Origin of the sequence: Streptomyces sp. NPDC057702 (assembly GCF_042799315.1) — a bacterium.
Taxonomy (GTDB): Bacteria; Actinomycetota; Actinomycetes; order Streptomycetales; family Streptomycetaceae; genus Streptomyces.
On the sequence record NZ_JBHVJC010000039.1, the window covers coordinates 27,455 to 39,981 of the forward strand.

Below are 12,527 nucleotides of genomic sequence, written 5' to 3' on the forward strand. Positions count from 1 at the left end.
GGGCGCGGCGGCGGCCGTCGAGGCGCGGCGGCGAGCAGGGGTGTCAGGTGGGCGAGTGAGGAGGTGCGTGCGGATGTCGGGGTTCACCCATCTGCACGTCGCGTCCGGATTCTCGATGCGCTACGGGGCCTCGCACCCGGAGCGGTTGGCCGAGCGCGCCGCCGAGCGCGGCATGGACGCGGTGGCGCTGACCGACCGGGACAGCCTCGCCGGCGCGGTCCGGTTCGCCAAGGCGGCATCGGCCGCCGGAGTACGCCCCCTGTTCGGCGTCGACCTGGCCGTACGGCCCGCGACGCCACAGCCGGGGCGCACGGCCAGGCGGCGGACGCCGGTGCGCGGGGGCGCGTTCGTCGACGAGTCCGCGCCCCGGGTGGTCTTTCTGGCCAGGGACGGGGCGGCCGGTTGGGGCGCGCTGTGCGGCCTGGTCTCCGCCGCGCACGCCACGGGCGGCGGGCGTCCGCTGCTGTGCTGGGAGGACCTGGCGGCCGTGGCCGCCAGCCTGCCCGGCGGGCTCGCGCCGCTGACCGTGCTGCTCGGCCCCGCGTCCGACGTCGGCCGCGCGCTGTCCGCCGGGCGCCCCGACCGCGCCGCGCGGCTCCTGGTCCCCTGGCGCGAGGTGTTCGGCGACGCGCTGCGACTGGAGGCCGTCTGGCACGGCGGCCCGCCCCAGCCGGCGGGCCCCACGGGCGGTCCCACGCCCCCGGCCACGGTCGCCGCCGCGCGGTGGGGCCACGCCGGCTCCGGTGCCGCGTCCGGCTCTGGGCCCGGCTCGCTGCGCCTCGCGGCCCGTACCGTCGGCTTCGCCGCCGAGCAGGGTGTACGCCCCGTGCTGAGCAACGCCGTGCGGTACGCCGACCCGGGGCAGGGGCCGGTCGCCGACGTGCTGGACGCCGCGCGCAGGCTGGTCCCCGTCCCGCGCGCGCCGGGGGAGCGGGACGGTGGGGAACGCTGGCTCAAGGGCGCGCACGACATGGCCTGGGTGGCGGAGCGGATCGTGACGGCGGCCGGTTTCCGGCGGGACGCCGCGTACCGGCTCCTCGACCAGACCCAGACCACGGCGGTCGCCTGCCAGGTGGATCCGGAGGACGACCTGGGCCTTGGCCGCGTCCACTTCCCCGAGCCGGGGCTGGTGGGAGCCGTCGGGCGCACCGCCGAGCGGACGCTGCGCTCGCGCTGCGCCGCCGCGATGGTGCTGCGCGGCCACGACCGCGACCGGACGCGCTGGGAGCGGTTGGAGGCCGAGCTGCGCACCATCGAACGGCTCGGCTACGCCTCGTACTTCCTGACCGTCGCGCGCGTGGTGGACGACGCCCGCGAGCTGGGCGTACGGGTGGCGGCGCGGGGTTCGGGCGCCGGCTCGTTCGTCGTCCACCTGCTGGGCGTCGCGCACGCCGACCCGGTCGCGCACGGGCTCCTGATGGAGCGCTTCCTGTCCGTGCGGCGTAACGCGTTGCCCGACATCGACATCGACGTGGAGTCGGCCCGCCGGCTCGACGTCTACCGCGCGATCTTCGACCGCTTCGGCGCCGACCGGGTCGCCACGGTCGCCATGCCCGAGACCTACCGGGTGCGCCACGCCGTACGGGACGTGGGCGCGGCGCTCGGCATGGACCCGGAGGAGGTGGACCGGCTCGCCAAGTCCTTCCCGCACATCCGGGCCAAGGACGCCCGCGCGGCCCTGGCCGAGCTGCCGGAGCTGCGCGGCGTCGCGGCCCGGATGGGCGATCGCGACCGGCTGTGGGACCTGGTCGAGGCGTTGGACGGGCTGCCGCGCGGAATCGCCATGCACCCGTGCGGGGTGCTCTTGTCGGACGCCACGCTGCGCGCCCGCACCCCCGTGGTGACCAGCGCGGGCACCGGTGGCGCGCGAGGGGCGGGCTCCGTGGCGGGCTTCGCCATGTCGCAGTTCGACAAGGACGACGTGGAGGAGCTCGGGCTGCTCAAGCTCGACGTGCTCGGGGTCCGGTTGCAGTCCGCGATGGCGCACGCGGCGCGGGAGGTCACCAGGATCACCGGCCGACCGCTGGACCTGGACGACCCGGCGCTGGTGCCGCCGGCCGACCCCGCCACCTACGAGCTGATCCGGTCGGCCGAGACGCTCGGCTGCTTCCAGATCGAGTCGCCGGGCCAACGGGATCTGATCGGCCGGCTCCAGCCCTCCACTTTTCACGACCTCGTAGTCGACATATCGCTCTTTCGTCCCGGGCCCGTGGCCGCCGACATGGTGCGGCCCTTCATCGAGGCGCGACACGGCCGCAGGCCGCCGCGCTACCCCCATCCCGACCTCGCCGAGGCGCTGCGCGAGACGTACGGCGTGGTCGTCTTCCACGAGCAGGTGATCGAGATCATGCGAATCATGACCGGCTGCGACCGCGCGCTGGCCGACGAGGCGCGCCGCGCGCTCTCGAACGACGAACGGCGCGGCCGGGTACGGGCGTGGTTCGCCCGCGAGGCCGGAGCGCGCGGCTACGCGTCCCGGGTGGTGGCGCGCACCTGGGAGATCGTCGAGGCGTTCGGCTCGTACGGCTTCTGCAAGGCGCACGCCGTGGCCTTCGCCGTGCCCACCTACCAGTCGGCCTGGCTCAAGGCACACCACCCGGCGGCCTTCTACGCCGGACTGCTCACCCACGACCCCGGCATGTACCCCAAGCGGCTGCTGCTCGCGGACGCGCGGCGGCGCGGGGTGCCGATCCTGCCGTTGGACGTGAACCGGTCGTCGGCCACCTATCGCATCGAACTGGTGTCCGATGCGGAGGAGGGGGTACGGAGCGGGCGGGGCGGCACGTGGGGGGTGCGGCTCGCGCTTGGCGAGGTGCACGGCATGAGCGAGGCCGAGGCGGCGCGCATCGTGGCGGGCCAGCCCTACGCGTCGGTGCGGGACCTGTGGTGGCGGGCTCGCCCGGGGCGGCCGGTCGCGGAACGGCTGGCCGAGGTCGGGGCGTTGGACGCGTTCGGCGCCAACCGTCGCGACCTGCTGTTGCACATCGCCGAGCTGCACCGACAGCAGCGCGGCCCCCGTGGCGGCGGCCTCGTGGGCCAGCTTCCGCTGGACGCGGGTGCGGGTGCGGCCGCGGGTGCGGCGGGCTCCGGTGGCGGGCCAGGCGAGGGCGCTGGCGCCGCGGAGCCGTTCGAGCCCGCCGGGCTGCCCGACCTGGACTCCGCGCAGCGGCTCGGCGCCGAGCTCGACGTCCTCAACATGGACGTCTCGCGCAACCTCATGGACGACCACCGCGACTTCCTGGAGGAGCTGGGCGTGCTGCTCGCCGAACGCCTGGGCTCGGCGCGACACGGCGAGACCGTGTTGGTCGCGGGCGCCAAGGCCGCGACCCAGACACCGCCGATCCGCTCCGGACGCCGGGTCATCTTCACCACCCTCGACGACGGCACCGGCCTGGTCGACTGCGCCTTCTTCGACGACCCGCCGGCGGAGGACGGCGACGGCGGCGGCGACCACGAGCGCGGGGGCGAGGCCGGCGCGGCCGGGCCGGGCGCGGACCGGCCCGGGGGGCGCGTGCGCCGGGCCGCCGGGGTGGGTACGGGCCGGGCCGGGACCGCCGGGATGAGCGCGGGCCGGGCCGGGACCGCTCGGACCGGTGACACGGAGGCCGACGACACGCGGCCGGCCGGTTCGCGTGGCGACGGCATGCGGGCTGGCGCGGTGCGGGCTGATGTGGTCCAGACCGGTGCGGCGCGGGCTGATGTGGTGGGGACCAGTGCGGGTCGGGCCGGTGTGGTCCAGACCGGTGCGGCGTGGGCTGAGGTGGTGGAGACCAGTGCGGCCCGTGCTGATGTGGTGCAGACCGGTGCGGTGCCGACGGAGGGGGGTGCTGCCTGGGCTGACGTCGCCTGGGCGGGTGCGGGTCGGACCGAGGCCACGGCGGTCGGCGGCGGGCGGACGGACGGTGCGCGGGACGAGGGCGCGGGGGCGGCCGAACCACCGGCTGGCCCGGCAGCTGGCCCACGGGGCGGTGGCGCGCGGCCCGACGGGGCGTGGGCGCGCGGCGCGGTGTCGGGTTCCGAGGCGGCCGGGGAGGGCGGTACGGCGCGGGGCCGCCGCGCCGTTCAGGGGTACGGCGCGGCCCGGGGGCGTGACATCCCGGAAGAGACCGGCGTTTCGGGAGGGCCCGGCACCTCGGGAGGGCCCGCCGTCTCGGGTGAGCGGGGCGCCCCGGGTGAGCGGGGCGTGGCGAAGGGGCGCGGTGTCCCGGCGAGGCCCGGCGCTCCCGAAAGGCCCGGCACTCCGGCAGGGCCCGGGGCCTCGGGGGAGCGTGGTGGCGTCGAAGGTGGTGGCGTCGGGGGTGAGCGCACGGGGCGGAGTCGGCAGGCCGTGCGGGGCGGTGGGCCCGGGGTCGTCTCGGGGCACGCGGCGTGTGCGTACACCGTCTTCCACTCCTGGCTGCTGCTGGTCAGGGGAGTGGTGCAGCGGCGCGGCCCGCGCAGCCTCAGCGTGGTCGGCGCCGCCGCCTGGGACCTGGCCGAACTGGTCGAGCTGCGCCGCACGGGAGGGCTCGAAGCGGTCGCCGCCCGCCTCGCCGAAGGGGACGCGGCCACCCCCGACGCGAACGGAGCGACTGACACCGACGGGGCGGACGGGGCGGGCGAGCCGGAGGGGGCGGACAGGACGGGCAGGGCGGACGGTGCCGGAGGCGCGAGCGGTGGGCGTCGTATCCAGTTGGCCAACGGTTACACCCTGCACCCCTGGGCCGACCTCCAGCCCGCGGGCGAACGCGCCGCCACGGGGCGCAAGTTGTGGCACTCCAGCCCGGGGAGCGCGGGATGACGCACGAGGGACGCGAGAGGTACGAGCCGTCCGGCACGGATACGGGCACCGCGACGCCCGGCGCCCGGGAACACCCGCTGCCGACGGGCCCACCGGCCGACGGAGCGGCTCCGGGCGCAGCCTGGGCGGAGTGCGCCCCGGACCCGGCCTCGGCGGGGCGCCCGTCGGCCCCGACTCCGGCCGCGGCCCCGGCCCTGGCGGCACCCACCACAGCCCCGGCCCCGGCGGAGTCCGCCCCCGCCCCGGCGGAGCCCGCCTCCGCGCTCGGCTCGGTGTTGTGCGTGCGCTTCCACCCGCCCGACGGGCGGCCCGTCGGGGAGGACGTCTACTCGGCGCTGCTCGCGCTGCTCGCCGAGCTGACGCCCGTCGTCCAGGCGCTGCCGCCGGACGCCGCGCTGGCGGACGTACGGGGCGCGCTGCGCTACTTCGGTCGGGACGCCGCCGAACTGGCGCGCATCGTACGGGTACGGGCCCTGGCCCGGCACGGTGTGGACTGCACCGTGGGTGTCGCCGCCAACCCGCTGCTCGCCCGCATGGCGGCGGCGCCACCCGGTGCCGGGCGCGTCGAGCGGGGCGGGACGGGTGGCCGGTGGGGCGGGGCGCGGGGCGGTCGGCGGCCGGGCGCGGTGAGCGGCGCGGGGCGCCGGGGCGCGGTGCACACGGTGCCGGACGACCCCCGGGCCGTGGCCGCCTTCCTCGCGCGCAAGCCGGCCGCCGCTCTGGACGGGGTCGGCCCGGTGACGGCCCGCACCCTGGACGCGTACGGCCTCGGCGAGGTCGGCCAGATCGCGGCGGCACCGCCGGGCACCCTGCAGCGCATCCTGGGCGCCACGGCGGGGCGGGCGGTCCACGAACGGGCCCACGGCATCGACCGTGCCCCCGTCACGCCCAACTCTCCGGCCCGTTCCATCGGCGCCGAGCACCGCTTCGCCGGAGACGAGCTGGACCCCACACGGCGCCGACGCGCGCTGCTGGCCCTCGCCGACGAACTCGGGGCGCGGCTGCGCGCGAGCGGACAGGTGGCCCGCGCGATCACGCTGACCGTCCGCTACGCCGACCGCTCCGTCACCACCCGGGGCAGGGCCCTGCCCGAACCGTCCGCCCACACCCCCGCCCTGACCTCGCTCGCGTACGCGCTGCACGAGGCGCTGGGCCTGGAGCGGGCGCGGGTGCGGGCGGTGGCGCTGCGCGCCGAGGACCTGACGGCGGCCGAACGTGCCAGCCGACAGCTCACGTTCGACCCGGCCGACGACCGGGCCCGCCGGATCGAGGCCGTGACGGACCGGGCCCGTGCCAGGTTCGGCGCCCGCGCGGCCCGGCCGGCGGGCACGGCGGGCGTCGGCTGAGCCGCACTCGACGCCGGGCCCGCCGGCCGGGCCGCGCGTGACGGTCGGAGCGGGGCCGGCCGGACCGGTTCGTCCGCAGGTCGGCGAACGGGCCGGCGTCACGGGCGACGGGGCCCGGGGCGGTTCCCGCGCGCGTACGCGTTCCGCACGCGACGGGCCGGGCGGGGTGATCCCGCCGGGCCGTGACGAAGGGCGCGCCGGCTCGTGGCGTGGCGGCTCGTGGCGCGGTGGGTCAGTGGTCGGCGGCGGGGGCGTCCTCGCCCGGGCCCGCGAGCCAGGTGCGGATGCCGGCGAGCGCGGTCGGGCCGTAGTCCTCGTCGACGTCCCGGGCCAGGTCCGCGATGGAGACGGCCGCCAGGGCCGCGCGCCAGGCCGCGTCGGCGCCGGCCATGGCGCGGGCGATCGCACACGGCCGGGCGCAGCTCTCCGGGGGTGCGGCCAGCGGGCCGCGCTGGCGGATCTCCGTGCACACGAACGCGGGCCGGGAGCCGTCGACGGCCGTGACCACGTCGAGGACGCTGATCAGTTCGGGAGCCCGGGTCAGGACGTACCCGCCCGCCTTGCCCTGGACGGAGCTGACCAGGCCCGCGCGGGAGAGCGCCTGCAACTGCTTGGCCAGGTAGCTGCCCGAGACGTCGTGCAGCTCCGCGAGCCGGACGGCGGGCACCGGGTCGCTCGCGGTGGTCAGCACCACACAGCAGTGCAGCGCCCACTCGACTCCGCCCGACAGCTTCACGCCCCGCCCCGCCTCTCCCGCTTGACTCGGATAAAGCGTATCCGACTAGTATCTCGGACAAGCGGTATCCGAGTTAAGGCGGCTCTCCTTAACGCACCCCTGGCGTGCCTTTGGGCACTCTGTGAAAGGCGAGGGCAATGAAGCTCACAGTCATCGGTGGTACCGGGCTGATCGGCTCGCAGGTGGTCCGGAAGCTGACCGCGGCCGGTCACGAGGCCGTCCCCGCGGCACCGTCCACCGGGGTCGACCTGCTCACCGGCGCGGGGCTCGAACCGGCCCTGGCGGGCGCGGACGTGGTGGTCAACGTGGCGAACTCGCCGACCTTCGACGCGGCGTCGCTGGACTTCTTCCGCACCTCCATGACCAACCTGCTCGCGGCCGGTGAGAAGGCCGGCGTACGCCACCAGGTGATCCTGTCGATCGTCGGCGTGGACCAGGTGCCGCAGCTCGACTACTACCGGGCCAAGGCCCTCCAGGAGGAGCTGCTCCGACAGGGCCCCACGCCCTACTCCGTCGTACGCGCCACCCAGTTCTTCGAGTTCGTGGACGCGGTGCTGTCCTGGAGCTCCGACGAGAGCCTCGTGCGCCTGCCCGTCACCCGCCTCCAGCCGATCGCCGCCACGGACGTCGTGGACGCGTTGGTCGACGTCGCCACCGGCGACCCGCTGGGTGGCGTGCGCGACATCGCGGGCCCGGACGTCTTCCCGCTCGACGAGCTCGGCAGGCTCACCCTGACGGCCCGGCACGACGCCCGGACGGTGCGCACCGACGACACGGCCGGCATGTTCGCGTCCGTCGTCGGCGACGTACTCGTCGCGGGCCCGGGCGCGCGCCTGGCGCCCACGCGCTACCAGGACTGGCTGCGCGGCACGCGCTGACCCCCCGCCCGGCCGCCCCGGGCCGCCGCCCGGCCCGGAGCGCCGGACTCCCCGCCGCGCCCCGGGCCGGGCGGCGCCGACCGCCCCCGCTCCCGCCCCGTCGGGACGGCCCGGCTAGCACACCGGCTGCCCCAGCAGCTCCAGCAGCGTGTCCACCGACGGAGCGCCCAGCGGCGCCGTGTGCCCGCCGACCACGAACGTCGGCGAGCCGCGCAGCCCGCGCTCCCGCGCCAGGTCGCGGTCGGCCAGCACGCTGCCCGCGTACGTGTCGCTGTCCAGGACCGCCCACATCTCCCCGTGGTCCAGCCCCACCTCGCGGCCCAGTGACACCAGCGCGCCGTGGTCGGCGGCGTCGATGTTCTCGGTCAGGCAGCCGTACAGCAGCCGCTCGACCATGGCGTCCCCGCACCCGCGCTCGGTGGCCAGGTGCAGCAGCCGGTGGGCGTCGAAGGAGTTCGTCGGCACGGCACCGGCGGGGTGCAGCTCCAGCCCCTCCTGCCGCCCCAGATACGTGATCATCTCGAACTGCCTGAGCGCCGCGCGCCGGCTCTCGTACACGCCGTACTCCACCAACAGGTCGGCCAGCGGTCCACCGGCGATCCGTGGGCTGTCCGGGTCGAGTTGCAGACTCCGCCACACGATCTCCACCTCGGCCCGCCGCTCGAAGCGGGTCAGCGCCCGCTCCAGCCGCCGCTTGCCGATGTAACCCCAGGGGCAGAGCACGTCCACCCAGACTTCCACCCTCACGCGAAACCCCCTCCGCTCGCCCGGCGGCGCCGCTCCACGGGCGCGATCAGCACCATCAGAAAAACGATGCAACTTCAACCGAACCTGAAGTCAAGTTCGGCTTCCGGACTTTCTTCGTACGCCACCCGTCCCCGCACCCCCGACGCCCGGGGTCGGTCGTGCCCCGGACAGGGTGCTGAGCTGGGGCGCAAAGGGTGGCAGCTGGCCGGGGGCCGGGCGTGACATGGTGAGCTCATGACCGGAACGCACCCCCGCCCGACCGCTCGTGAACTCATCGCGACCGTAGTTGCTCCGGGAAGCTGGCAGAGCTGGGACGAACCGGTCACGGTGTCCACCGCCGACCCGGCGTATCGGGCCGACCTGGAGCGGGCCCGCGAGCGCACCGGGCTGGACGAGTCCGTACTCACCGGGTCCGGGCTGCTCGCCGGGGCCCGGGTGGCGCTCGTGGCCTGCGAGTTCGGCTTCCTGGCCGGCTCGATCGGCGTCGCGGCGGGGGAGCGACTGGTACGGGCCGTGCGGCGGGCCACGGCGGAGCGGCTGCCGCTGCTGGCCGCGCCCGCGTCCGGCGGGACCCGGATGCAGGAGGGCACGGTGGCCTTCGTCCAGATGGTCAAGGTCACCGCGGCGATCGCGGCCCACAAGGCGGCCGGCCTGCCCTACCTCGTCCATCTGCGCCATCCCACCACCGGGGGCGTCCTCGCCTCCTGGGGCTCGCTGGGCCACGTCACCACCGCCGAACCGGGCGCGCTCATCGGCTTCCTGGGCCCCCGGGTCCACGAGGCCCTCTACGGCGAGCGGTTCCCCGAGGGCGTCCAGGTCGCCGAGCACCTGTACGCGCACGGCCTGGTGGACGCGGTCCTGCCCACCTGTGAACTACCCGGCGCGACGGCCCGCGCCCTGCGCGTCCTGCGCGGTGACCCGCCGGGCTCCGCCGCGGCCCCCGACTCCGCCCGCCCCGCCCCGTACGCCACGACCGCCCCGCCCGTCGCCGCCCCCGGCGCCACGACCGCCCCGCCCGTCGCCGCCCCCGGCGCCACGACTGCCCCGCCCGTCGCCGCCCCCGGCGCCGCGTACGCCGCGTACGTCGACACGGCCGGCGGCGCGGACGTCGCCGGGCCCGGGGCGACCGACGCCGGACCGGTGCCCGACGCCGCCGAGTCGATCCGGCGCTCGCGCCGTCCGGAACGGCCCGGCCTGCGGACGCTGTTGCGGGTCGCGGCCGAGGACGTCACGCCGCTCAGCGGCACCGGCGCCGGGGAGCACGACCCGGGCATGTTCCTCGCGCTGGCCAGGGTGGGCGGCACGCCGTGCGTCGTCCTCGGCCACGACCGGGGCGAGGCGGACCCCGCCGCCGGCGCGGGCGGCGCCGGGACGGGGGCGAGGACCGGTGTCGACGCCGGGGTGGGGCAACCGCTCGGCCCGGCCGGGCTGCGTACGGCGCGGCGTGGCATGCGGATCGCGGCCGAGGTGGGGCTGCCCCTGCTGACGGTGGTGGACACGGCGGGCGCCGCGCTCAGCCAGGCCGCGGAGGAGGGCGGGCTGGCGGGGGAGATCGCCCGCTGCCTGGCCGACCTGGTGACGCTGCCCGCGCCGACGCTGTGCCTGCTGCTCGGCCAGGGGGCCGGGGGCGGCGCGCTGGCCCTGCTGCCCGCCGACCGGGTGCTGGCGGCCCGGCACGCGTGGCTGTCGCCGCTGCCACCCGAAGGCGCGTCGGCCATCTTGTACCGGACCACGGAGCGGGCGGACGAGGTGGCCGCGCGGCAGGGCGTGCGCTCGGCCGACCTGCTCGCGGCGGGGATCGTGGACCGGGTGGTGGAGGAGGCGCCGCGCTCGCGGGAGCGGACTTCGGCCGACGGCCCGACCACGGGCGCGGACGCCGACGACGCGGCGGACACGCCGGACGCCTTCCTGGCCCGCCTCGGCGCGATCCTGGGCGCCGAACTCGCCGCCCTCCGCGCCCAGGACCCCACGCGCCGCCTCGCCGCCCGCCGCGCGGCCGGACGTGGCTGAGGGCCGGGCCCACCACGCCGAATCGACCGCGCCCCCCGCGCCCACGGTCGCGGGCCCCGGCCCGCGCTCCGGGGCGCCCGCGCCGGCTCCGCGCCCGGCCGTGGCCCCGGCCCCGGCGTGCGGTGGCGCCCCCGCGTGCGCGCTCCGGTTCGCCGGCCGGGCGGGTTCCGTACCGCGTGGCCGAACGTCGTCGCTGTGCGTGACCCTTCAGGGGGAACGCTCCCACGGGCGGCCATACCACTCGATCGGGGCGACTACCGTCGGTGGGGCCGGCCCGGCCGGCACGCAGACCGCGATGGCCGCCTCACGGGGCGCGCGCCCGCGCGCCGTGTCGGCGGGCGCGGGACGTGTCGAAGGGGCCTGGTGACCAAGGGGGGTGAGGTGCGGCGAGGGGCGCGCGGAACCGGGCCGCCACCACAGGCGGCGCGCGATCGGCGCCCGGACCGTCGGTGGCGGTTCCACGCCGGTTCACCCGCCGGCGGACGGCGCCGAATTGACAGGCTTAGGTAAACCTAACCTACTGTCTGATCGAGCGAAATGATCTCCCAGCCGGCCCGTCCGAAGGACTCGCCCCCGCGCTGAAAGGCACCCCCCGCCCGTGCGGCTCCACCTCCTCGCCGTCAACCCCACCGACTCCGTGACGGAGGGGTTCCTCCCCGCCGCCGCCCGCCTCGGTTACGCCGTCACCGTCGTCACCGACCAGGTGGCCGCGCACCAGCGCGCCTACGCCCGGTACGCCGCCACCGGCGGCACGCTGCCCCCGCTGGCGTACCTCGCCTGCGACGTACGCGACTTCCGCGCGGTGATCGCCGCCCTCGCGGCCACGGGCGGCACCGACGTGGTGTTCAGCAACAGCGACCACCTCCAGACCCAGACCGCCCTGGCCGCCGACTTCTTCGGGCTGCCGGGCAAGGACTGGCGGGCGGCGCTGCGGACCAAGAACAAGGCCCAGCTGCGGCGCGCGCTCGCCGAGGCCGGGCAGGACACCGTCTGGTCCGCCGAACTCGACCCGGGCCCGCCCCCGACGGGCCCCGCGCGGCCGGACCCCGCCCACCTGGCGCGGGCGGTGCGCCGGGCGGACCCGCCCTACCCGTGCGTGGTCAAGCCGCGCGAGGGCGTCGCCAGCGAGGACGTGGCCCTGGCGGCGGACGAGACCGAACTGGTCGCCCGGTGCCGCGAGATAGCGGACCGTCGCCCCGGCGCGGCCCTGGTGGTCGAGGAGTTCCTGACCGGCCCGCTGCACACCCTGGAGACCCTGGGGGACGGGCAGGTCCTGCACGCCGTCGCCGGCTTCGCCACCGAACTCTCCGCGCCCCCGCACTTCGTCGAGGAGCGGCTGCGGCTGCTGCCCGGCGACGCCCCGCACGCCGACCAGGTGCTGGCCCAGCTGCGCGCGCTGGGCGTGGGGTTCGGCGCCTGCCACACCGAGTACGTGGTGCAGGACGGGCGCGCCCGGATCATCGAGGTCAACTACCGGGCCATCGGCGACCGGTGTGACCTGGCCCTGGCCGACGTGCTCGGCGTTCCGCTCTTCGACCACATCCTGCGGACCCACGCCGGGCAGCCGCTGCCCGCCTCGCTCGACGCGCGCCGGGGCGGCCGGATGCGGCTGGAGTACGTGCTCGCCGAACGCGCCGGCACCCTGGTCGCCGCCCCGGGCCCCAGCGAGTACGAGCACGGGGGCCTGCGTCTGGTCTACCGCCCGCTGCGCGAGATCGGCAGCTGTCAGCCGCTGCACCACACCAACCGCGACTTCCTCGGCGTGCTGTGCGTCACCGGCCAGGACCAACACGCCGTCGAGGAGGCCGTGCCACGCTTCCTGGCCGCCCACACCTGGGAGATCCGACCGTGAACGGCCCCACACCGCCGCCCGGGCCGCGCGCCCCGGGCGGGCCCCCCGCGCCGCACGCACCGGCCGAACCCGGCGCCCCAAAGAGGCCGGCCGGGCCCGGGGGCGTCGGCAGGGCCCCCGGGCGGCAGGCGGGTCCGGGCGCGGCCGACGAGGGGAGGTGCGACGCCGTCGAGGGTGA

At 77.1% G+C, this 12,527-nt stretch carries 7 protein-coding genes; 5 read left to right on the top strand and 2 right to left on the bottom strand.

The features are described from left to right. Positions 1-73 precede the first annotated feature (73 nt). Both ACFVFR_RS26290 and ACFVFR_RS26295 read left to right on the top strand, forming a co-directional pair. Complete coding sequence (locus ACFVFR_RS26290) at positions 74-4,780, top strand: DNA polymerase III subunit alpha (RefSeq protein ID WP_383705985.1); 4,707 nt, start codon at positions 74-76, stop codon at positions 4,778-4,780. Positions 4,781-5,052: 272 nt separating this feature from the next. Next, positions 5,053-6,126, top strand: coding sequence for a hypothetical protein (locus tag ACFVFR_RS26295; RefSeq protein WP_383706045.1), 1,074 nt, complete (start codon positions 5,053-5,055; stop codon positions 6,124-6,126). Between the two features lie 232 nt (positions 6,127-6,358). Here the strand turns inward: ACFVFR_RS26295 and ACFVFR_RS26300 are convergent, their stop codons facing one another. Then, the gene (locus ACFVFR_RS26300) at positions 6,359-6,862 is read right to left on the bottom strand and encodes an RrF2 family transcriptional regulator (RefSeq protein ID WP_383705987.1); all 504 of its coding nucleotides are present in this window, start codon (positions 6,860-6,862) and stop codon (positions 6,359-6,361) included. 137 nt (positions 6,863-6,999) lie between these two features. Here ACFVFR_RS26300 and ACFVFR_RS26305 point away from each other — a divergent pair, with 137 nt between their 5' ends. Continuing rightward, positions 7,000-7,740 (top strand): SDR family oxidoreductase, encoded by a 741-nt coding sequence (locus ACFVFR_RS26305; RefSeq protein WP_383705989.1) that lies wholly within the window; start codon positions 7,000-7,002, stop codon positions 7,738-7,740. 114 nt (positions 7,741-7,854) lie between these two features. Here the strand turns inward: ACFVFR_RS26305 and ACFVFR_RS26310 are convergent, their stop codons facing one another. Next, a complete protein-coding gene (locus ACFVFR_RS26310) occupies positions 7,855-8,487 on the bottom strand; it encodes a DsbA family oxidoreductase (RefSeq protein ID WP_383705991.1) in 633 nt (210 codons plus the stop codon). Positions 8,488-8,721: 234 nt separating this feature from the next. Between ACFVFR_RS26310 and ACFVFR_RS26315 the strand changes: the two genes are divergently transcribed. After that, positions 8,722-10,497: a carboxyl transferase domain-containing protein gene (locus ACFVFR_RS26315; protein ID WP_383705993.1), complete on the top strand. Its 1,776-nt coding sequence runs from the start codon at positions 8,722-8,724 to the stop codon at positions 10,495-10,497. Positions 10,498-11,095: 598 nt separating this feature from the next. Beyond that, positions 11,096-12,349 carry an ATP-grasp domain-containing protein gene (locus tag ACFVFR_RS26320; protein WP_383705995.1) on the top strand — a complete coding sequence of 418 codons (1,254 nt, stop codon included), beginning with the start codon at positions 11,096-11,098 and terminating at the stop codon, positions 12,347-12,349. Positions 12,350-12,527: the final 178 nt, after the last annotated feature.